The sequence below is a fragment of the Ramlibacter sp. genome, from assembly GCF_035548915.1.
Classification (GTDB): Bacteria; Pseudomonadota; Gammaproteobacteria; order Burkholderiales; family Burkholderiaceae_C; genus Ramlibacter.
The window spans coordinates 20,274-42,464 of record NZ_DASZSE010000007.1; the positions used below are offsets into that span (position 1 = coordinate 20,274).

Consider the following 22,191-nt stretch of genomic DNA (forward strand, 5'->3'; position numbering starts at 1 on the left):
GGGGTGAGGGGCCGTGAGGCGCATTCACGCCGGTGAGAACAGATCCACCCGGTCGGTAATGATCCCGTCCGTCCCGAGCGCGATGAGGCGCGAAGCCGCCCACTCGTCGTTCACGGTGTAGCTCAGGCAGCGCATCCCTGCGCCTTTCACGGTCGCCACGGTCTCTTCGGACCACAGCGCGTGATTGCACACGATGCCCACGCACCCGAGCGCCCGCGCAACGCCGAACCACCCATCCCACAGCGTGTCGAGCAACAGCGCGCGCGGCAGTTGCGGCTCGGCCGCCATCGCAGCCTGAAGCGATTCCGGGCGGAACGAGGAGAGCAGCGGCGCGACGGCCTGGCCGTGCCACAGCCGTGCCGCGTGTTGTGCCACCAAGCTTCCGGTCTCGGCTTCGTGTCCCGGCGTCGGCTTGATCTCCACGTTCAGCAGAAATCCATTGCCCGTGCAGAAGCGCGCGACCTGTTCGAAAGCCGGCAGCGGCTCGCCCGCGAACGTGCGCGAATGCCAGCTGCCGGCGTCGAGCCGCGAGAGTTCGCTCCAGTCCTTGTCGCCCGCGGTGCCGTGCCCATTCGTCGTGCGCTGCAAGGTGGCGTCGTGCAGCAGGAAGGGCACGCCATCCGACGAGAGCTTCACGTCGCATTCGAACATGCGATATCCGTAGTGCGCTCCGAGCCGCAACGCTGCGAGCGTGTTCTCGGGCGCGAGCTTGCCGGCGCCGCGATGCGCGACCCAGCGGGAGTAGGGCCACGGGTTCATGTCAGTTGTCCATAGCGTGTCGCGGCATCATCCGTCATTCCCGCGAAGGCGGGAATCCAGGGCGTCGAATGCTTTGGATCCCCGCCTTCGCGGGGATGACGAAGAAGAGGGGATGACGAAGAAGAGGGGAGGACGAAGTTGGCCTGATCGTCTGCCACGTCACACGCGCCGCCCGGTCGTGGCGTCGAATTGGTGAAGCCGCCCTTCGCGCGGCCGCACGCGGATCATGGAATCGTTGGCGGGCGCGGGCTGGCCTTCTTCCGTGCGCACGATGATGTGTTCGTCTCCGAGCCTGCCGTAGATCAGCCGCTCCGCGCCGAGCAGCTCGACCGTCTCCACGCGCACTTCCCAGCCGTGTTCGCCGATGTCGAGATGTTCGGGCCGGATGCCCGTGACGGTGCCCGGCTTCGTCCCCGGCGCGCCCTTCAGCAGATTCATGGGCGGTGAGCCGATGAAGCTCGCGACGAACGTGGTCGCCGGCTCGCGATAGACCTCCTCGGGCGTGCCGAACTGCTCCATGCGGCCGGCATTCATCACGAGCATGCGCTGCGCGAGCGTCATCGCCTCCACCTGGTCGTGCGTGACGAAGAGCGACGTGATGCCGAGCTCGCGATGCAGCTTCTGAATTTCGATGCGAGTCTGCGCGCGCAGCTTGGCGTCCAGGTTCGAAAGCGGCTCGTCGAAGAGAAACACTTGCGGCTGCCGCACGATCGCGCGGCCCATCGCGACGCGTTGCCGCTGTCCGCCCGAGAGCTGCCGCGGCTTGCGGTCCAGCAGATGGCCGAGCTCGAGAATCCTCGCCGCATCGTCCACGCGCTTGCGGATCTCGCCCGGCGGCATCTTGCGGATCTTCAGGCCGTACGCCATGTTGTCGAACACCGTCATGTGCGGATAGAGCGCGTAGTTCTGAAACACCATCGCGATGTCGCGCTCGGCCGGTTCGATGTCGTTCACGACGCGCCCGCCGATCGCGATCTGCCCGCTCGAAATCTCCTCGAGTCCCGCCACCATGCGCAGCAGCGTCGACTTGCCGCAGCCCGAGGGCCCCACGATCACGACGAATTCGCCGTCGCCGATCTCGGCGTTCACCCCATGGATCACCTGGAGTTCCTGGCGTCCCTTGCCGTAGCGTTTGATCACGTCGCGAAAGGAGATGGCGGCCATGCGTCGGTCGAGTCCTATTTTTCCGTATCCACGAGGCCCTTTACGAACCACTTCTGCATCAGGATCACCACGAGCGCGGGCGGCAGCATCGCGAGGATCGCGGTGGCCATGATGATGTTCCATTCGATCTGCGCGTCGCCCCCGGAGATCATCGCCTTGATGCCCATCACGACGGGATACATGCGCTCCTCGGTGGTGACGAGCAGCGGCCACAGGTACTGGTTCCAGCCGTAGATGAACTGGATCACGAAGAGCGCCGCCGTGCTCGTGGCCGACAGCGGCAGCAGCACGTCGAGGAAGAAGCGCAGCGGCCCCGCGCCGTCGATGCGCGCGGCCTCGGCGAGTTCGTCGGGCACGGTGAGGAAGAACTGGCGATAGAGAAACGTGGCCGTGGCCGAGGCGATGAGTGGGATGATGAGCCCCGGAAACGAGTTGAGCATGCCGAGGTCGGACACCACCTTGTAGGTCGGCGCGATCCGCACTTCGACGGGCAGCATCAGCGTGATGAAGATCGCCCAGAAGAAGAACATGCGAAACGGAAAGCGGAAGTAGACGATCGCGAACGCCGACAGCAGCGAAATCGCGATCTTGCCGATCGTGACGCCGAGCGCCATCACGAGGCTCACGGCCATCATGCGCGCCACCGGCGCGTGCGAGCCGCCGCCCGTGCGCTCGCCCAGCAGCGCGACGCGATAGTTCTCGAGCGTGCTCGAACCGGGCAGAAGCGACATCGGCACCTGCACGGCGTCCTGCGTGGTGTGCGTGGACGCGATGAAGGCGAGATAAAGCGGAAAGGCGATCACGAGCACGCCGGCTGCGAGCACCGCATGCGTGAGCACCGCGAGGAACCGGTTGCGCTCGATCATCAGTAGTTCACCTTCTTCTCCACGAAGCGGAACTGGATCACCGTGAGGACGATCACGATCGTCATCAGCACGGCGGATTGTGCCGCCGAGCCGCCGAGGTCGAGCGCCTTGAAGCCGTCGAAATACACCTTGTAGACGAGGATCGCGGTTTCCTTGCCCGGCCCGCCCTTGGTGGCGGCGTCGATGATGCCGAACGTGTCGAAGAACGCATAGACGATGTTGATGACGAGCAGGAAGAAGGTCGTGGGCGACAAGAGCGGGAACTGGATCGTCCAGAAGCGCCGCCAGGGCCCCGCGCCGTCGATGGCGGCCGCTTCGATGAGCGAGCGCGGAATGCTCTGCAGCCCGGCCACGAAGAAGAGGAAGTTGTACGAGATCTGCTTCCACACCGCCGCGCCCACGACCAGCGCCATCGCGTGATCCGCGCGCAGGAGCGGGTCCCAGGCGAAGCCGGCCTCACGCAGGTAGTAGGCGAGGATGCCGATGCTCGGCGAAAAGAGAAAGAGCCACAGCACGCCCGCCACCGCCGGCGCCACGGCGTAGGGCCAGATGAGGAGCGTGCGGTACACGATCGCGCCGCGCGCGACGCGATCGGCGAAGACCGCCAGCACGAGCGAGATCGCGAGGCCGAAGAAGGCAACGAGGATCGAGAACTTCGCGGTGACCTGGAAAGACGCGAGGTAGCTCCCGTCGGCCACGAGGTTGCGGAAGTTCTCGAGGCCGATCCACTGCACCGAGGTGCCGAAAGCATCCTGCTGCTGAAACGACTGGATGAGCGTCTGGCCCGCGGGCCAGAAGAAGAAGACGGCGATCACGACCACCTGGGGCGCGAGGAGCACCCAGGGCAGCCATTGCGAACGGAAGGTGACCCGTTTTTCCATCCTATTGCATCAGCAACGGTGGTTCATTTCTGCTCCCTCTCCCCGGGGCACCCCACCGCAACGACTATCCCTTGTGCGCCTTCTCGAACCGCTCGAGCAGTTCGTTGCCGCGCTTGTCGATCGCATCGAGCGCTTCCTTGGCCGTCTTCTTGCCGGCCCACACCTGCTCGAGCTCCTCGTCCTCGATCGCGCGAATCTGCACGTAGTTGCCCAGGCGTATGCCGCGCGACTTGTCGGTCGTCTTCCTGATCATCTGGTTCACCGCCGTGTCGGTGCCGGGATTTTCCTTGTAGAAGCCCGACTGCTCCGTGAGCTTGTACGAAGCGAGCGTGATCGGCAGGTAGCCGGTCTTCTTGTGGAACGTCGACTGCACTTCGGGCTGCGACAGGTAATCGAAGAAGGCCGCCACCGCCTTGTAGTGATCCGGCGTCTTGCCCGACATCACCCACAGGCTCGCGCCGCCGATCACGGTGTTCTGCGGCGCGCCCGGCACGTCCGGGTAGTAGGGCAGCGTCGAGACGGCGAACTTGAACTTCGCGTTCTTCGCCACGTTGCCGTAGAAGCCCGAAGACGTCGTGATCATCGCGCATTCGCCGGACACGAAAGTCGCCTCCGGCGCGTTGGCGCGGCCCTTGTAGACGAAAAGGCCCGTCTTCGCCATGTTCGCGAGGTTTTCGATATGGCGCACGTGCAGCGGCGAATTCGCCACGAGGCGCGCGTCCATGCCGTCCAGGCCGTTGCGCTTGGTCGCAAGCAGCGTGTTGTGCCAGGTGGAGAAGCTCTCCAGCTGGGTCCAGCCCTGCCAGGCGATCGTGAGCGGGCACTTGTGGCCGCTCGCCTTCAGCTTGGCCGCCGCGAGCGCGACCTCGGGCCAGGTCTTCGGAAGGTTGTTCGTATCGAGCCCCGCCTTCTCGAACGCGTCCTTGTTCACGTAGAACACGGTCGTGGAGCTGTTGAAGGGAAAGCTCAGCATCTGCCCGTTGGGCGCCGTGTAGTAGCCCGCGACCGCAGGCACGTAGGCCGCCGGATCGAACTTCCTGCCGGCATCGGACATCACCTTGCTCACCGGGACGATGGCGCCCTTCGAAGCCATCATGGTCGCGGTGCCGACCTCGAAGACCTGCAGGATGTCCGGCGCGTTGCCGGCGCGAAACGCGGCGATGGCCGCCGTCATCGACTCGTCGTAGCCGCCCTTGAAGACCGGAACGACCTTGTACTCCTTCTGTTTCGCGTTGAAGTCCGCCGCGAGCTGATTCACCATCTCCCCGTTCACGGCCGTCATCGAATGCCACCACTGGATCTCGGTCTGGGCGTGCGCTGCCGCGGCGAAGGCGGCACCGAGCAGCAGGGCGGTTAGCTTGGCTCTCATTCAAGTACTCCTGAGGTTGTACGAAATCCGAAAGGTGAAGACACGCAAGACGGCGCGACTCTACGGCATTTCTGTGACAGCGATTACACAAGCCGCGCGCAAGCCCCGGCAAGGCGGGTTTCCCATAGCAGGCACAGGCCCTTGCTGCACTGCGGTAACATCTCCTCTCAGCCGAGGCTGCATTCGTTTGGCTGACATCCCCACCGATGAACGCCCCCAACACCCTCGATCAACTCATGGACGCCGCTGCGGGCGATGCCCCGCGACTGCGCGAGATCCCCTACAACTACACGTCGTTCTCCGACCGCGAGATCGTCATCCGCCTGCTCGGCGCGCGCGCCTGGGACATCCTGAACCGCCTGCGCGAGGAACGCCGCACCGGCCGCTCCGCCCGCATGCTGTACGAGGTGCTCGGCGACATCTGGGTCGTGCAGCGCAATCCCTATCTGCAGGACGACCTGCTGGACAACCCGAAGCGGCGGCGCCTCCTCGTGGAGGCCATGCACCACCGCCTCGCGGAAATCCAGAAGCGCCGCACACCGGATGACCGCGAGCGCGACACGATGGTGGGCGAACTGCTGGACGCGGCGAACGCGGCGGTGGAGTCGTTCGACCGCGGCTTTGCCGCCGCGGCCGAATTGCGCGGCCGCACGTCGCGGGCGCTGAAGAAGTACACGCACAAGGACAACATCCGCTTCGACGGCCTCTCGCGCGTGTCGCACGTGACCGACGCGACGGACTGGCGCGTGGAGTATCCCTTCGTGGTCCTCATGCCCGACACCGAAGCCGAAATGGCGGGGCTCGTGAAGGGCTGCATCGAGCTGGGCCTCACCATCATCCCGCGCGGCGGCGGCACGGGCTACACCGGCGGCGCGGTGCCGCTCTCGTGGAAGAGCGCGGTCATCAACACCGAAAAGCTCGAGGCGATGAGCGAGGTGGAGATGTCGCCCATCGCCGGCCGCGACGAGCCGGTGCCGACCATCTGGACCGAAGCCGGCGTCGTCACGCAGCGCGTGGCCGATGCGGCCGAGCGCGCGGGCTTCGTGTTCGCGGTGGACCCGACCTCGGCGGAAGCCTCGTGCATCGGCGGCAACATCGCGATGAACGCGGGCGGCAAGAAGGCGGTGCTCTGGGGCACGGCGCTCGACAACCTCGTCTCGTGGCGCATGGTCACCCCCGAGGCCCAGTGGCTCGAAGTGACGCGCCTGGACCACAACCTCGGCAAGATTCACGACGCGCCGGTGGCCACGTTCGAGTGCCGCTACTTCGAAGCCGACGGCAAGACGCCGGTGCGCACCGAAAACCTCGAAATCCCCGGCGCCACCTTTCGCAAAGTCGGCCTCGGCAAGGACGTCACCGACAAATTCCTGTCCGGCTTGCCCGGTGTGCAGAAGGAAGGCTGCGACGGCCTCATCACGAGCGCGCGCTGGGTCGTGCACCGCATGCCCGCGCATACGCGCACGGTGTGCCTCGAATTCTTCGGCAACGCGAAGGACGCGGTGCCGAGCATCGTCGAGATCAAGGATTTCATGTTCGGCGAGGCCGAGCGAAGCGGCACCGTGCTCGCGGGGCTCGAACACCTCGACGACCGCTATCTGCGCGCGGTCGGCTACGCCACGAAGTCGAAGCGCGCGGGCCTGCCGAAGATGGTGCTGATCGGCGACATCGCGGGCGACGACCCCGATGCGGTCGCCCGCGCCACGTCGGAGGTCGTGCGGCTCGCCAATTCGCGCAGCGGCGAAGGCTTCGTCGCGATCAGCCCCGAGGCGCGCAAGAAATTCTGGCTCGATCGCAAGCGCACCGCGGCGATCAGCAAGCACACGAACGCCTTCAAGATCAACGAGGACGTCGTGATCCCGCTGCCGCGCATGGCCGAATACACCGACGGCATCGAGCGCATCAACATCGAACTCAGCCTGCGCAACAAGCTGAAGCTCGCGTCCGAGCTGGAGGCGTTCTTCCGCCGCGGCAACCTGCCGCTCGGCCGCCAGGACGACGCGGGAGAGATTGCCTCGGCCGAACTGCTCGAAGACCGCGTCGCGCAGGCGCTCGCGCTCATCGGCCAGGTGAGCGAGCAGTGGCAAGGCTGGCTGCGCGAAGTCGACACGCTGTTCCCGCAACTGCAGGACCACACGCTGCGCGCGAGCTGGAAGACGCAGCTTCGCGCGCCGCTTGCGAACCTTTTCGCGGGCAACGCTTTCGTGCCGCTGCTGGCCGAAGTCGACGCGATCCACAAGCGCGTGCTGAAGGGCCGCGTGTGGGTCGCGCTGCACATGCACGCGGGCGACGGCAACGTGCACACCAACATCCCGGTCAACAGCGACGACTACGAGATGCTGCAGACCGCGCACGAAGCGGTGAAGCGCATCATGGTGCTCGCGCGGTCGCTGAACGGCGTGATCTCCGGCGAGCACGGCATCGGCATCACCAAGCTCGAGTTCCTCACCGACGACGAGTTGAGGCCCTTCGCGGACTACAAGCAGCGGGTGGACCCGCAAGGCCGCTTCAACAAGGGCAAGCTCCTGCGCCATGCCGAGGCGGACGTGGGGCTGCCCGTCTACGCCGACCTCACGAACGCGTACACGCCGTCGTTCGGCCTCATGGGACACGAATCGCTCATCATGCAGCAGTCCGACATCGGCGCGATCGCCGACAGCATCAAGGACTGCCTGCGCTGCGGCAAGTGCAAGCCGGTGTGCGCCACGCACGTGCCGCGCGCGAACCTGCTCTACAGCCCGCGCAACAAGATTCTCGCCACCTCGCTGCTCGTGGAGGCGTTCCTCTACGAGGAGCAGACGCGCCGCGGCATCTCGATCAAGCACTGGCAGGAGTTCGAGGACGTCTCGGACCACTGCACCGTGTGCCACAAATGCGTGAACCCGTGCCCCGTGAACATCGACTTCGGGGACGTCTCGATGAACATGCGCAACCTCTTGCGCAAGATGGGACAGAAGTCGTTCCGTCCCGCCAACGCGGCGGCCATGTTCATGCTGAACGCGACGAATCCCGAGACGATCAAGCTCGCGCGCACCGCGATGGTGGACATCGGCTTCAAGGCGCAGCGCCTGGGCAACGACCTCCTGCGCGGGTTCGCGCACTTCCAGGTGCAGCGCCCACCCGCCACGACCGGCCCGGCGCCGGTGAAGGAGCAGGTGATCCACTTCGTGAACAAGAAGCTGCCCGGCGGCCTGCCGTCGAAGACGGCGCGCGCCCTTCTGGACATCGAGGACAAGGACTACGTGCCGATCATCCGCGACCCGAAGGCGACGACGGCCGAAACCGAGGCGGTCTTCTACTTCCCCGGCTGCGGGTCGGAGCGGCTTTTCTCGCAGGTGGGGCTCGCGACGCAGGCGATGCTGTGGCACGCCGGCGTGCAGACCGTGCTGCCGCCCGGCTACCTGTGCTGCGGCTATCCGCAGCGCGGCTCGGGCCAGTTCGACCGGGCCGAGAAGATCATCACCGACAACCGCGTGCTCTTCCACCGCGTGGCGAACACCCTGAACTACCTCGACATCAGGACCGTGGTGGTGTCGTGCGGCACGTGCTACGACCAGCTGCAAGGCTACGAGTTCGACCAGATCTTCCCCGGCTGCCGCATCATCGACATCCACGAATACCTGCTGGAGAAGAACATCAAGCTCGATGGCGCGGGCGCCTACCTGTACCACGACCCCTGCCACACGCCGATGAAGCTGCAGGAGCCGCTGAAGACCGTGAAGGCGCTCGTGGGCGACGCCGTGCGCAAGTCCGAGCGCTGCTGCGGCGAATCGGGCACCTTCGGCATCACCCGGCCCGACATTTCCACGCAGGTGCGCTTCCGCAAGGAAGAGGAGCTGCGCAAGGACGAAGCAGCGCTGCGCGCCTCGGGCCGAGTCGGCGCGAAGGAGAACGTGAAGATCCTCACGAGCTGCCCGAGCTGTCTGCAGGGCCTGTCGCGCTACAGCCACGATCTTCAGAACGGCCTGCTCGAAGCCGACTACATCGTGGTCGAGATGGCGCGCAGGATTCTGGGTGAGGACTGGATGCCGAAATACGTCGCCGCGGCGAACGCGGGCGGCATCGAGCGGGTGCTGGTGTGAGCCTGCGCGAGGAGGGCTGCGCACTCTGCGAAGGCGCGGGCGGCGCGCTCGTCGCGCAGTCGGCCCGGTGGCGCATCGTGCGGGCGGACGAACCGGGATTTCCTGCCTTCTACCGCGTGATCTGGAACGATCACGTGCGGGAGTTCTCCGATCTCACGAGCGCGCAGCGCGCCGAATGCATGGACGCGGTGGTTCAGGTGGAAACCCTGATACGCGAGCACCTGCAGCCGGCCAAGGTGAACCTCGCTTCACTCGGCAACGCGGTGGCGCACCTGCACTGGCACGTGATCGCACGCTTCGAGTGGGACTCGCATTTCCCCGGGGCGGTGTGGGCCGAGGCGAGGCGCGAGCCGGATGCCGGCCGCCTCGCGCGCGTCGAAGCGTTGCGCGGAATCCTCGAACGGGACCTTGGCAAGTTGGCCTTCCCGGCCTGAAAATCGCACGTCGAATGTGAATTCCGCACGGGCGGCCGTGCGGCGCGGTTTCGCGCGACGGGTCGGTCGCCGCGATCACCGTGTATAAACCCACAAGTGGTCAGAGGCAGAGGCAACAAAAAGGACGCTCGAGTCCTGTCGGAGGTCATGTGATGCGCGCAGGCAACCCCACCCGAACATCCTGGAGCACGCGGCATGCCCGCGGGCTCGTCCTGGGCGTCCTGGGACTCGTGCTCGCGGCCTCGGCGTATGCCCAGCAGGCGGGCGAAGTCGAGTTCTCGCGCGGCGTCGGCTTCGCGCAGACGCCCGGCCAGACCGCGCGCACGCTCGGCAAGGGCCTGCCGCTGCGCGAAGGCGACCGCATCACGACCTCCGAAGGCGCCTCGGCGATCGTGAAGATGGCCGACGGCACGCGCATGACGGTGCGGCCCAATTCGGAGCTGGTCCTCACGCAGTACCAGTTCAAGGAAAACGCGCCGGACAACGGGATGCTCATGCAGCTCGTGCGCGGGGGCTTTCGCGCCGTCACGGGCCTGATTTCCAAGGGTTCGCCGAACGCGGCCCGGGTGCAGACGAACACGGCCACCATCGGCATCCGCGGTACGGACTTCGACGCGCGCCTCTGCCAGGGCCGCGAATGCGCTCAGGAATCGGCCAAGATTCCCGACACGGCGCGGCCCAACGCGGTGATGGCCAGCGCGAAGATCGTGCAGGTGCAAGGCGACGTGTTCGCGACCGACCCGCAGGGGCAGCGTCACCGCCTCGCCGACGGCGGCGGCGTGTTTCCGGGCGAACTCGTGGAGACCGGCGCGAACACGCACGTGGTGCTCGTCTTTCGCGACGACAGCCGCGTCACGCTCGGCTCCAACACGCGGTTTCGCCTCGACAACTTCGTCTACGACGACAAGAACGCGGGCGAGGGCCGCTTCCTCGCGTCGGTCCTGCGCGGCTCGGTGCGGGCGCTCACGGGGCTGATCGCCAAGGCCAACAACCGCAACGTCGGCTTCGCCACGCAGACGGCCACCATCGGCATCCGCGGCACGGGCGTCGACATCAACTGCACGGGCGCCTGCGCGGGCGAGCCGCCCACCGGGTCCGATTCCGGGCTCACGCTGTGGACCTGGCTCGGCTCGATCGCCGTCACGCCTTCGGGCACGACCGCGCTGCAGGTGCTGCAGGCGGGGCAGGGCCTTCTCATCACGCCCACGCAGATCCTTGCCATCACCAACCCGCCGACCAACATCCAGGGACCGCGGCCGGACAGCAACACGATCAACATCCCGCCGAACCTCTTCTCCCACGACAACGTGACGGATGCGGACGAGGGCCTCTTCGTCTACGTGCGCGACGGGCAGATTCAGGTGACCACCGTGAGCCAGGTGATCAACGCCTCGGGCGGCGAGGCGGTGTGGGCGGGGCTCGGCGGCCAGACGGGCCGGCCCGCCACGATTCCGAAGTTCATGGACTTCGACCGGATTCCGATGCCCAATTCGCACAACCCGTTGCTCGTGAGCGTGCTGGGAGAAGCGGGCATCCGGCATAGCAGGCAGTGCAGGTAAGCCACAAGGGTTCCGGGCGCGGGTGACAAATCGTTCGCCCCGGTGCGAGAATTTGCGCTCGAACCAACCATAAAGAGGGCGAGACCCGAATGGAAAAGAACTTGACGGCGCCCGGCCAGGGCGGGGCGCGCCGCCATGGCCCCATGGTGGTTCCCAGGAGCGCTCCGGTGAACGCCGTGGTGAATGCGCTGTTGAATGCGGCGGTGAATGTGGTGGCCGGCGCGGCGGTCGCCGCGGCGGTGCCCTGCGCGGCGCTCGCCCAGGCGCGCGCCGCGAATCCGGCTGCGCCGGCGCCGATGGCCACGCCCGCGCCGAGCCCGCACTTCACGATCCGCGGCTTCAAGGTGACGGGTGACAACCCGCTCGGCGAAGGCGAGACGGCCCGCGTGCTCGCGCCCTTCCTGCGCGCGGACGCCACGATCGACACGCTCCAGCAGGCCACGGCCGCACTCGAGGCCGAACTGCGCCGCCGTGGCTACGGCTTGCACCGGGTGGCGCTGCCGCCGCAGGAAGTCGGCGACACGGTCACGCTCAACATCGTCACCTTCACGATCGACAAGGTCGTGATCGAGGGCCGCAAGATCTACGACGAGGGCAACATCCGCCGCACGGTGCCGGAACTGCAGGAAGGCAGGACGCCGAACTTCAGGAAGCTCGCGATCCAGACGGCGATCGCCAACGAGAACCCGAACAAGCAGATCCAGGTCGGCATCCGCGAGGCGGACGAGCCGGACAAGATCAACGCCGCCATCACGGTCAAGGAAGAAAAGCCCTGGACCTTCGGCCTGGGTGCTTCCAACGGCGGCACCAAGGCGTCCGGCGAAGACCGCGTCACGCTCACGGCGGGCCACACCAATCTCTGGGACCTGGACCACCAGATCGTGGCCGCCTACACGACGTCGCTCGAGCGCACGTCGGACGTGAAGCAGTTCGGCCTCGCGTACAAGATTCCGCTCTACCAGCTGGGCGGCGTGATCGGCGCGAGCTACACCAAGTCGGACGTCGTCGGCAACTTCGGGGCGTTCACGAGCACCGGCGCGGGCCACACCTTCGGCCTCAGCTACACGCACTATTTCGAGCCGGATGGCGGCCGCCGCAGCTACCTCACGGTCGGACTGGACGACAAGGTGTTCAAAGGCACGGTCATCAACGGCATCCCGATCGGCATCGACCGCCGCAGCGCGCCTCTCACGCTCGGCTACACGGCGCGCACGGAGACGGACACCTACGTCTTCGGCTATGACATCGCACTTTCCGCCAACACGGGAGTGGGCTCGCACAACGATCTCTTCTCCTACCAGAGCGAATACGCGGGCATCGACACCACGAGCTTCAAAGTCCTGCGCGGTGCGGTGAGCTACGTCGCGCCGTTCGCGACGAGCTGGGCGTGGAACCTGCGCGGCACCTACCAGTTCAGCCCCGATCCGCTGATTTCCGGCGAGCAATTCGGCCTGGGCGGGCTCGGCTCGGTGCGCGGCACGACGATCGACCGCCCGATCTCGGGCGACAGCGGCGCCGCGGTGACGTTCGAAGTGACGACACCCGAATTCACGGAAGGTTTGCGCGCGCTCGGCTTCGTCGACGCGGGCTGGATTTCGAACAACCGTTCCGACGGCGTGCAGCGCCTGTCGAGCGACCATCTCGCGAGCGCGGGCGTGGGCCTGCGCTATGCGAAGGGCCAGTTCGCCGCCACCGCCGATTACGGCCGCATCATCGAAGGCAGCCGCATGCCGCTCACGACGAATTCCGCCGCCCCCAAGCGCGGCGACGACCGCTTCTACGTGAACCTCTCGGTCAAGTTCTGAGCCGGCGGCGGGCGCGCCGGGGCCGCAACGCTCCACCAACACTCTATAGTGTGAGGCCATGGCAGGCCTTGCTCACGACACGCCCATTCCCGAATCGATCACCCTGCATTCGCAGTCGCGTGTGCTGGAGATCGGCTTTGCGGACGGCACCCGCTTTCGCATCCCCTTCGAGCTGATGCGCGTCTATTCGCCTTCGGCCGAAGTGAAGGGCCACGGGCCGGGGCAGGAAGTGCTCCAGACCGGCAAGCGCAGCGTCGACATCGTCGAGCTGGAGCCGATCGGGAACTATGCCGTGAAGCCGGTGTTTTCCGACGGGCACGACAGCGGCATCTTTTCCTGGGACTACCTCCACTGGCTCGGCACGCGGCAGGACGAGCTGTGGGCCGAATACCTCCGGCGGCTGAACGACGCCGGAGTGGACCGCGATGCGCCCATGGCGACGGCCGCCGGCCATGCCTGCGGAGGGCACGGATGAGCAAGGCGGGACCGGCCGCACGCGGGAGCGGCGAATGAGCGACACGCATTTCGGCTTCGAATCCGTGGACGAGCGCGAGAAGGCGCGCCGTGTGCGGGGCGTGTTCGATTCCGTCGCGCCGCGGTACGACCTGATGAACGACCTGATGTCGCTCGGGCTGCACCGCGCCTGGAAGCGGTTTGCGCTGATGGTGGCCAATCCGTCGGCGGGGCAGCGCGTGCTCGACATCGCGGGCGGCACGGGTGACATGGCCGAGGCCTTCGCGAAGAAAGTCGGGCGCTCGGGCCGCGTCGTGCACACGGACATCAACGAGACGATGCTCCAGCGCGGGCGCGACCGCCTCATCGACGCGGGCGTGGTGCTGCCCACGGTGGTGTGCGATGCCGAGAAGCTGCCTTTCGCCGACGGCAGCTTCGACTTCGTGACGGTCGCGTTCGGGCTTCGCAACATGACTCACAAGGATCGCGCGCTCGCCGAAATGGCGCGGGTGTTGCGCGCAGGCGGCAAATTGCTCGTGCTGGAGTTCTCGAAAGTTGCGCGTCCGCTGGAAAAGGCGTACGAGTGGTATTCGTTCCAGGTGCTGCCGCGGCTCGGTCGCCTGGTGGCGGGCGACGACGCGAGCTACCGATACCTTGCCGAGTCGATCCGCATGCATCCGGGGCAGGAAGAACTGAAGGCGATGATGAAGGCGGCGGGCTTCGGCCACGTCGACTATCACAACCTGACGGGGGGCGTGGTGGCCCTGCACGTCGGGATCAAGTGCTAGATGAAGAGATGGTGAGATAGAGGGTCGAGGGGTGGTGGAAGGGGAGAGGTATGAGGTACTCGAATGTCTTGGCGGTCGTGCTGGCGGCGGTGCTGGCATGCGCCAGTCTCGATTCCGATGCGGCGAGCCGCCTGGGTGGCGGCCGCTCGGTCGGGCGTCAGTCGTCGAACGTGACGCAGCGCGAGGCCGGGCAGCCGGCGCAGCGGCCGGGCGCGCCATCGCAAGCCGCGAACAATGCGCCCGCGCCGCCCGCAACACCGGCGGCCGCCCCGCGGTCCGGCTTCGGGGGATTCTTCGGCGGCCTGGTGGCGGGCCTTGGCCTCTTCTGGCTCGCGAGCTCGCTCGGCCTCGGCTCGGGCTTCGCGCACTTCCTGCTTTTCCTGCTGCTGGTTGTCGTGATCGCATCGATCTGGGGCGCCGTCGCGCGCTCGCGCCGCATCGCGACCGTGCCTGCCGCGGGGCCGCGCACCGGCGGCTATGACTTCCAGCCCGCGCCGCCCGAAGTGCGGGAGCCGCGCCAGTACAACCCGGACAAGGTCGGCAACGACGCGTCGGCCCGGCCCTGGGAGCGCAACAGCATGGCGTTCGACGCGGCCCGGTACAGCAACGTGCGCATCGGCTCGGCGCTGGAGGGCAAGCCGGGCTGGATGGTGCCGGCCGGCTTCGATACCGAAGCCTTCGTCGCCGCGGCGAAGCGCAACTTTGTGACCCTGCAGGATGCGTGGGATCACGCGGACCTGAAGATCCTGCGCTCGATGATGACCGACCGGATGCTGGGCGAAATCCGCGATGAGCTCGCCGAGCGCGAATCGCAGGCCGGCGCGCGTGCCGAAGGGCGCACACGCACGGAAGTCGTGATGCTCGAGGCGCAGCTCCTCGGCATCGAGGACGTCGCGGACGAATACATGGCGAGCGTCGAATTCTCCGGGATGATCCGCGAGGATGCCTCCGCCGGGCCGAGCCCGTTTCGGGAGGTGTGGAACATGACCAAGCCGAAGAACGGATCGAGCGGCTGGCTGGTGGCGGGCGTGCAGGCGTTGCAATAGATAATCGGAGGATGGCGAGCGACTCCTCCGATCACTTCCTCAAGGGCATCTTCGGCAAGGCGGGCGAGCTGCTGCAGCCGCCGCCCTGGTTCGTGCATGAACTGCAGCGCAGGCTCGTGCTGATGCTCAATCACGTGCTGCAGCAAGAACCCGAGGCGCAGGCCCGCCTGAAGCGGCAGGCCGGGCGCGTGATGGAGGCGCACTGGCGCCACTTCAACGTGCGGCTTGTCGCGACGCCCGCGGGTCTGCTGGACCTCGGCGCCGAAGGCGCGCAGGCGGACCTCACGCTCACGATCACCGACGAATCTCCTTTTGCACTGGCACAGGCCGCCTTGCGTGGCGACAAGCCCGCGCTGCGGATCTCGGGCGACGTGCAGCTCGCCGCGGAAGTGCAGTGGCTCGTGGACCACGTGCGCTGGGACCTCGAGGAAGACCTGGCGCGCCTGATCGGCGATGCACCCGCGCACGCGATCGGCCAGGCCATGCGGCGCGCGGCGGATGCGCTCAGGCAGTTCGCGGGAAGGAGCAAGGCGAGCGCGAGCGAGCCCGCAAGCCCCGAGCCCGCCCCACCCACGAAGGCGGAGGAAGGCAAGCCGCCCGTCCCTCCCCCCTCGGGGGCGGGATAAGCCGCGATGACGCGCTACCTGCGCGCGATCGTCATTCTCTGGATCGTCCTGCGCTACGGCCTGGACGAGCTGGCGCTGTCGAGTTTCCACAATCCGGTGACGCGCGTGCTCGCGCGGCTCTCGCGCATCGGACGCCGGCTCGATGCGCCGCGCGGCCAGCGGCTGCGCGAGGCGCTCGAACATCTGGGCCCGATCTTCGTCAAGTTCGGCCAGGTGCTCTCCACCCGGCGCGACCTGATGCCCGCCGACATTGCCGACGAACTCGCGAAACTGCAGGACCGTGTGCCGCCGTTTCCCTCGGAAGTGGCGATCGCGACGATCGAGCGTGCGTTTCGCCGGCCGGTGGACTCGATCTTCGCGACTTTCGAGCGCGAGCCGGTGGCGAGCGCCTCGATCGCGCAAGTCCACTTCGCGACGCTGCGCGACCGGCAAGGGACGCTGCGCGACGTGGCCGTGAAGGTGCTGCGCCCCGGCATGCTGCACGTGATCGAGAAGGACCTCGCGCTCATGCGCATGATGGCCGGCTGGATCGAGGGCCTGTCGGAAGACGGCAAGCGACTGAAGCCGCGCGAAGTCGTGGGCGAGTTCGACAAGTACCTGCACGACGAGCTCGACCTGCTGCGCGAAGCCGCCAACGCCGCGCAGCTGCGCCGCAACATGGCCGGCTTGAACCTCGTGCTGATCCCCGAGATGTACTGGGAGTTCTGCCACCCCGAAGCGATCGTGATGGAGCGCATGGTGGGCATCCCGATCAGTCAGACCGAGCGGCTGCGCGCGGCGGGCGTCGACATTCGCCAGCTCGCGCGCGACGGCGTCACGATCTTCTTCACGCAGGTGTTTCGCGACGGCTTCTTCCACGCCGACATGCACCCGGGCAACATCCAGGTGAGCGTGGCGCCGGGCAGTTTCGGCCGCTTCATCTCGCTCGACTTCGGCATCGTCGGCACGCTCACCGAAAGCGACAAGGAATACCTCGCGCAGAACTTCGCCGCGTTCTTCCGGCGCGACTACAAGCGCGTCGCGGAACTGCATCTGGAGTCGGGCTGGGTGCCCCCGGGCACGCGCGTGGACGAACTGGAAGGCGCGATCCGCACGGTGTGCGAGCCGTACTTCGACCGGCCGCTCAGCGAGATTTCGCTCGGCATGGTGCTCATGCGCCTCTTTCAGATGTCGCGGCGCTTTCACGTGGAGATTCAGCCGCAGCTCGTGCTGCTGCAAAAGACGCTGCTCAATATCGAAGGACTCGGGCGCGAACTCGACCCCGATCTGGACCTGTGGGCCACGGCCAAGCCGTTTCTGGAGCGCTGGATGGTCGACCAGATCGGCGTGCAGAAGCTGCTGGACGAACTCAAGGACCAGGCGCCGCGCTACGCGAAGATCGTTCCGGAGCTGCCGCGGCTGCTGTATCAGTATCTGCAGGGTCCGCGCGAGGGGGAACAGCGCGAGATGCAGGAACTTCTCCTGGAACAACGCCGCATGCACAGGCTGCTGCAAGGCGCGGTGTACGGGGCGATCGGCTTCCTGCTCGGGATGCTCGTGATGCAGCTGCTGTGGCGCTATCCCGTGGTGTAGCGCCGTGCCGGCCGCGCGCGGGATGTAGCGCATAATCCCGCGCGAATTCGAGAGGAAGAGGAAGGAAGCCCGTCGATGAACGTCACGCTGATCACATTCGTGGTCCTGTATCTGCTCGGCACGCTCGCGCTCGGGGTCTGGGCCGGCACGCGCATCAAGAACACCGCGGACTTCGCGATCGCGGGCCGCAGGCTTCCGCTCGTCATGGTGGTGACGACGACGTTCGCGACATGGTTCGGCGCCGAGACGGTGATGGGCATCCCGGCCAGGTTCGTGCAAGGCGGGCTCAACGCCATCGTCGAAGACCCGTTCGGCGCGGGCACGTGCCTCATCCTCGTGGGCCTTTTCTTCGCGATGCGGCTGTACAAGCAGAACCTGCTCACCATCGGTGACTTCTACCGGCAGCGTTTCGGCCGTGGCGTGGAGGTGTTCTGCTCCGGCGCGATCATCCTGAGCTATCTCGGCTGGGTCGCGGCGCAGATCACGGCGCTCGGACTCGTGTTCTCGGTGCTCACGAACGGCGCGATGTCGGAGACGGCGGGCATGATCGTGGGCACCGTTGCGGTGCTGATCTACGTGGTGATCGGCGGCTTCCTGGCCGTTGCCTGGACCGACTTCATCCAGATGATCGTGCTCGTGATCGGCATGTCGATCATCGCGGTATTCGCGGGCGACCTCGCGGGCGGGCCTGGCAAGGTGATCGACATGGCCACGCAGAAGGACCTGTGGAAATTCCTGCCCGAGCGGTCGTTCACCGACATGGCGTTCTTCCTGGGCGCGGGCGTCACGATGATGCTGGGCAGCATTCCGCAGCAGGACGTCTTCCAGCGAGTCATGTCGGCGAAGGATTCGAAAACCGCTCGCAACGGCGCGGTGATCGGCGGGGTGAGCTACATCTTCTTCGCCTTCGTGCCGATGTTCATCGTGTCGTGCGCGGTGGTGGTGATGGGCGCCGGCGCGCTCGATCTGGCGAAGAACGACTATCAGCGTGTGCTGCCGACCTTCGTGCTCACGAAGATGCCGCTCGTGATGCAGATCCTGTTCTTCGGAGCGCTGCTTTCGGCGATCAAGAGCACGTCGTCAGCGACGCTGCTGGCACCTTCCACGAGCTTTGTCGAGAACATCCTGAAGAACCTGCGGCCGCGGATGACGGACCGCGAGCAGCTCTATGCGATGCGCTGGACGATCGTAATTTTCACCGCGCTCGTGCTGGCCTATGCTGTCGCGATGAAGGGCACCGCGATCTACGACCTCGTGTCGGCGGCGTATCAGGTGACGCTGGTGGGCGCGTTCGTCCCGCTGGTGATGGGGCTCTACTGGAAGCGCTCGACGACGCAAGGCGCGATCCTGTCGCTGGCGCTGGGTGTGGGCGTGTGGATCGTCTTCTTTCCGCAAGTCGGCGGCGAGGCGCTGAGCAAGATGTTCCCGGGGCAGCTCGCGGGCCTCATCGCGGCTTTCGTCGGGATGATCGGTGGGTCGCTCGCGCCGCAGATGTTGCGCAATCGGCATGATGCGACGCATCACATCGCGGTGGCGCAAGCGCAGTGACTGGCTTCTTGCCTCAGGCACCGCGATCTTGATCGTCATTCCCGCGATCTTCCATCGTCGTTCCAGCGGTCTTCGATCGTCAGCCCCACGACCTTCCATCGTCATCCCCGCAATCTTCCATCGTCATTCCCGCAATCTTCCATCGTCATTCCCGCGAAAGCGGGAATCCAGGGCATCCTCGCCCTTCACGCCTCGGATTCCCGCCTGCGCCGGAATGACAGCTGCGGACCTCGGGGTTGAAAACCGCCTGGTCAACTATAATTTCGGGCTTTGCGAACACTCCTTTCCTCGACTTCGCCATGCCCATTTATGCTTACAAGTGCGGTGCCTGTGGCCATGCCAAGGATGTGCTGCAAAGGATCAGCGACGCGCCCCTGACCGATTGCCCGGCCTGCGGTGCGTCTTCCTTCACGAAGCAGATCACGGCCGCGGGCTTCCAGCTCAAGGGTTCCGGCTGGTATGTGACGGATTTCCGGGGCGGCTCCGGGGCCGGTGGCGCCGCGAAGGCGGATGACAAGTCCGCCGCCGATGCCAAGCCCGCGGACGCCACGGCGTCCGATTCGAAGACTTCGGACTCGAAGACAGCGGAATCCAAGCCCGCGGAGTCGACCACCACCAAGTCGGACGCGCCCAGCGCCTCGGCGGGCGGCTGCGGCGCTTCCTGCGCCTGCCATTGAGCGGGTCCGCGGTGACTGCCCTGCGCAAGTGGCTGGTCGCCGGCCTCCTCGTCGTCGTTCCGGTCGCGATCACGCTGGCAGTCCTGAACTGGATCGTCGGCACGCTCGACCAGACGCTCCTCATCCTGCCGGAAGCCTGGCAACCCGACCGGCTGATCGGCGTGCACATCCCCGGCTTCGGCGTGCTGCTCACGCTCCTCATCCTGCTCGCGGTGGGCGCCGCTGCCAGCAACTTCATCGGCAAGCAGCTGGTTCACATGGGCGACCGAATCGTGTCGCGCATCCCGGTCGTGCGCTCGATCTATTCGAGCGTGAAGCAGGTGTCCGACACGCTCTTCTCTCCCGGCGGCAATGCCTTCCGCACGGCCGTGCTCGTCGAATGGCCCCGGCCGGGCGTCTGGACGATCGCCTTCGTGACCGGCGTGCCGGGCGGCGACGTCGCGAATCACCTGACGGGCGCAGACTGGTTGAGCGTCTACGTTCCGACCACGCCCAACCCGACGGGCGGCTATTTCGTGATGCTGCGCAGAAGCGACTGCATCGAACTCAAGATGAGCGTGGACGACGCGCTCAAGTACGTGGTCTCCATGGGCGTGGTGGCGCCTGCCGCCCCCTCCATCGGCCACAATCGATAATCCGCCGCCGGCCCGACCGGGCGGCGCGACTTCCTGCAGAGTCCCTCCATGTCCACACAAAAAATGCGCTCCACCTATTGCGGCCTCGTGACGGAAGCCCTGCTCGGCCAGACCGTGACCCTTTGCGGCTGGGTGAACCGCCGGCGCGACCACGGCGGCGTGATCTTCGTCGACCTGCGCGACCGCGAAGGCTACGTTCAGGTCGTGTGCGACCCCGACCGGCCCGAGATGTTCAAGCTGGCCGAGGGCCTGCGCAACGAGTTCTGCGTGCAGGTGAAGGGCGTCGTGCGCGCGCGCCCCGAGGGCACCGTCAACGAGAACCTGAAAAGCGGCAGGATCGAAGTGCTGTGCCAGGAACTCACGGTGCTCAACCCGTCGGTCACGCCGCCGTTCCAGCTCGACGACGAGAACCTCTCCGAGACCACGCGCCTCATCCATCGCGTGCTGGACCTGCGCCGCCCGTACATGCAGAACAACCTGATGCTGCGCTACCGGGTGACGATGGAGGTGCGCAAGTTCCTCGACGCGAACGGCTTCATCGACATCGAAACGCCGATGCTCACGAAGTCCACGCCCGAGGGCGCGCGCGACTACCTGGTGCCCAGCCGCGTGCACGACGGGATGTTCTTCGCGCTGCCGCAGTCGCCGCAGCTGTTCAAGCAGCTCTTGATGGTCTCGGGGTTCGACCGCTACTACCAGATCACCAAGTGCTTCCGCGACGAGGACCTGCGCGCGGATCGGCAGCCCGAATTCACGCAGATCGACGTGGAGACCTCCTTCCTCACCGAGGAAGAGATCCGCACGATGTTCGAAGGCATGATCCGCAGCACGTTCCAGAATGTGCTTGGGATCGACATCGGCGCGTTTCCGGTGATGAAGCACGCGGACGCGATGCGCCTCTACGGCTCGGACAAGCCGGACCTGCGCGTGAAGCTCGAGTTCACCGAGCTCACCGACGTGATGAAGGACGTGGACTTCAAGGTGTTCTCGGCTCCCGCGAACGCCGAGGACGGCCGCGTGGTCGGCCTGCGCGTTCCCGGCGGCGGCGAGATGACGCGCGGCGAAATCGACGGCTACACCGAGTTCGTGAAGATCTATGGCGCGAAGGGGCTCGCGTACATCAAGGTCAACGATGCGGGCAAGGGCCGCGAGGGCCTGCAGTCGCCGATCGTGAAGAACCTGCACGAAAAGGCGATCGCCGAGATCCTGGCGCGCACGGGCGCGCAGGCGGGCGACCTCATCTTCTTCGGCGCCGACAAGGCGAAGGTCGTGAACGATGCGATCGGCGCGCTGCGCGTGAAGATCGGGCACAGCGAACTCGGCAAGTCGCGCGGTCTCCTGCAAGGCGCCTGGCGGCCGCTGTGGGTGATCGACTTTCCGATGTTCGAGTACGACGAGGGCGAGCAGCGCTGGAACGCGGTGCACCACCCGTTCACGTCTCCGAAGGACGGTCATGAGGATTGGCTGGAGACCGATCCGGGCCGCTGCCTCGCGAAGGCTTACGACGCGGTGCTGAACGGCATCGAGCTCGGGGGCGGCTCGGTGCGTATCCATCGCGAGGACGTGCAGAGCAAGGTGTTCCGGGCGCTGAAGATCGGGCCGGAGGAAGCGAAGGTGAAGTTCGGCTTCCTGCTGGATGCGCTGCAGTACGGCGCGCCGCCGCACGGCGGCATCGCGATCGGCCTCGACCGTTTCGTGATGCTGATGACGGGCGCGGAGAGCCTGCGCGACGTGATCGCGTTTCCGAAGACGCAGCGGGCGCAGGACCTGCTCACCGGGGCGCCGGGGGCGGTGGATGAGAAGCAGCTGAGGGAGCTGCATATCCGGTTGAGGAATCCGGGGGGGTGACCGGCCGAGTACGAAACATCGGGACTTGTGCACAATCCCCGACGTTTCGTATCATCCGCAGGTGACGACGACCTCAGCCCAA

Annotated in this window: 18 protein-coding genes; 13 read left to right on the plus strand and 5 right to left on the minus strand. The window is 66.4% G+C overall.

Annotated features, from left to right (window positions below; all coding sequences use genetic code 11):
• Nucleotides 1–24 precede the first annotated feature (24 nt).
• The 5 genes from ugpQ to ugpB form a co-directional block, all read right to left on the minus strand.
• Complete coding sequence (ugpQ, locus tag VHA82_RS01345) at nucleotides 25–759, minus strand: glycerophosphodiester phosphodiesterase (protein ID WP_325539481.1); 735 nt, start codon at nucleotides 757–759, stop codon at nucleotides 25–27.
• Nucleotides 760–918: 159 nt separating this feature from the next.
• On the minus strand, nucleotides 919–1,923 hold the full coding sequence (ugpC, locus tag VHA82_RS01350; RefSeq protein ID WP_325539483.1) for a sn-glycerol-3-phosphate ABC transporter ATP-binding protein UgpC: 1,005 nt from the start codon (nucleotides 1,921–1,923) through the stop codon (nucleotides 919–921).
• Nucleotides 1,924–1,937: 14 nt separating this feature from the next.
• The gene (ugpE, locus tag VHA82_RS01355; RefSeq protein WP_325539485.1) at nucleotides 1,938–2,789 is read right to left on the minus strand and encodes a sn-glycerol-3-phosphate ABC transporter permease UgpE; all 852 of its coding nucleotides are present in this window, start codon (nucleotides 2,787–2,789) and stop codon (nucleotides 1,938–1,940) included.
• Complete coding sequence (ugpA, locus tag VHA82_RS01360; RefSeq protein WP_325539487.1) at nucleotides 2,789–3,670, minus strand: sn-glycerol-3-phosphate ABC transporter permease UgpA; 882 nt, start codon at nucleotides 3,668–3,670, stop codon at nucleotides 2,789–2,791. The genes ugpE and ugpA overlap by 1 nt, the downstream gene beginning before the upstream one ends.
• Before the next feature lie 64 nt (nucleotides 3,671–3,734).
• Nucleotides 3,735–5,039, minus strand: coding sequence for a sn-glycerol-3-phosphate ABC transporter substrate-binding protein UgpB (gene ugpB / locus VHA82_RS01365; RefSeq protein WP_325539489.1), 1,305 nt, complete (start codon nucleotides 5,037–5,039; stop codon nucleotides 3,735–3,737).
• A 206-nt stretch (nucleotides 5,040–5,245) separates the two neighbouring features.
• Here ugpB and VHA82_RS01370 point away from each other — a divergent pair, with 206 nt between their 5' ends.
• From VHA82_RS01370 to aspS, 13 genes are all read left to right on the plus strand, one after another.
• Nucleotides 5,246–9,118, plus strand: coding sequence for an FAD/FMN-binding oxidoreductase (locus VHA82_RS01370; protein ID WP_325539491.1), 3,873 nt, complete (start codon nucleotides 5,246–5,248; stop codon nucleotides 9,116–9,118).
• 2 nt (nucleotides 9,119–9,120) lie between these two features.
• Nucleotides 9,121–9,552 (plus strand): HIT family protein, encoded by a 432-nt coding sequence (locus VHA82_RS01375; protein ID WP_325539673.1) that lies wholly within the window; start codon nucleotides 9,121–9,123, stop codon nucleotides 9,550–9,552.
• Between the two features lie 152 nt (nucleotides 9,553–9,704).
• Complete coding sequence (locus VHA82_RS01380) at nucleotides 9,705–11,111, plus strand: FecR family protein (protein WP_325539493.1); 1,407 nt, start codon at nucleotides 9,705–9,707, stop codon at nucleotides 11,109–11,111.
• An 89-nt stretch (nucleotides 11,112–11,200) separates the two neighbouring features.
• Nucleotides 11,201–12,916 carry a ShlB/FhaC/HecB family hemolysin secretion/activation protein gene (locus VHA82_RS01385; RefSeq protein ID WP_325539495.1) on the plus strand — a complete coding sequence of 572 codons (1,716 nt, stop codon included), beginning with the start codon at nucleotides 11,201–11,203 and terminating at the stop codon, nucleotides 12,914–12,916.
• Between the two features lie 58 nt (nucleotides 12,917–12,974).
• Complete coding sequence (locus VHA82_RS01390) at nucleotides 12,975–13,391, plus strand: DUF971 domain-containing protein (protein WP_325539497.1); 417 nt, start codon at nucleotides 12,975–12,977, stop codon at nucleotides 13,389–13,391.
• 34 nt (nucleotides 13,392–13,425) lie between these two features.
• The gene (gene ubiE, locus VHA82_RS01395) at nucleotides 13,426–14,157 is read left to right on the plus strand and encodes a bifunctional demethylmenaquinone methyltransferase/2-methoxy-6-polyprenyl-1,4-benzoquinol methylase UbiE (protein WP_325539499.1); all 732 of its coding nucleotides are present in this window, start codon (nucleotides 13,426–13,428) and stop codon (nucleotides 14,155–14,157) included.
• A 50-nt stretch (nucleotides 14,158–14,207) separates the two neighbouring features.
• Nucleotides 14,208–15,203: a Tim44-like domain-containing protein gene (locus VHA82_RS01400; RefSeq protein ID WP_325539501.1), complete on the plus strand. Its 996-nt coding sequence runs from the start codon at nucleotides 14,208–14,210 to the stop codon at nucleotides 15,201–15,203.
• An 11-nt stretch (nucleotides 15,204–15,214) separates the two neighbouring features.
• On the plus strand, nucleotides 15,215–15,829 hold the full coding sequence (locus VHA82_RS01405) for a ubiquinone biosynthesis accessory factor UbiJ (RefSeq protein ID WP_325539503.1): 615 nt from the start codon (nucleotides 15,215–15,217) through the stop codon (nucleotides 15,827–15,829).
• Nucleotides 15,830–15,835: 6 nt separating this feature from the next.
• Complete coding sequence (gene ubiB, locus VHA82_RS01410; protein WP_325539505.1) at nucleotides 15,836–17,401, plus strand: ubiquinone biosynthesis regulatory protein kinase UbiB; 1,566 nt, start codon at nucleotides 15,836–15,838, stop codon at nucleotides 17,399–17,401.
• A gap of 75 nt (nucleotides 17,402–17,476) precedes the next feature.
• Entirely contained in the window at nucleotides 17,477–18,949 is a 1,473-nt protein-coding gene (locus tag VHA82_RS01415) for a sodium:solute symporter family protein (protein WP_325539507.1), read from the plus strand.
• A 299-nt stretch (nucleotides 18,950–19,248) separates the two neighbouring features.
• Nucleotides 19,249–19,626 carry an FmdB family zinc ribbon protein gene (locus tag VHA82_RS01420; protein WP_325539675.1) on the plus strand — a complete coding sequence of 126 codons (378 nt, stop codon included), beginning with the start codon at nucleotides 19,249–19,251 and terminating at the stop codon, nucleotides 19,624–19,626.
• An 11-nt stretch (nucleotides 19,627–19,637) separates the two neighbouring features.
• Nucleotides 19,638–20,261: a DUF502 domain-containing protein gene (locus VHA82_RS01425; protein ID WP_325539509.1), complete on the plus strand. Its 624-nt coding sequence runs from the start codon at nucleotides 19,638–19,640 to the stop codon at nucleotides 20,259–20,261.
• Between the two features lie 48 nt (nucleotides 20,262–20,309).
• Nucleotides 20,310–22,109: an aspartate--tRNA ligase gene (aspS, locus tag VHA82_RS01430; protein WP_325539511.1), complete on the plus strand. Its 1,800-nt coding sequence runs from the start codon at nucleotides 20,310–20,312 to the stop codon at nucleotides 22,107–22,109.
• The last annotated feature ends 82 nt before the right edge of the window (nucleotides 22,110–22,191 follow it).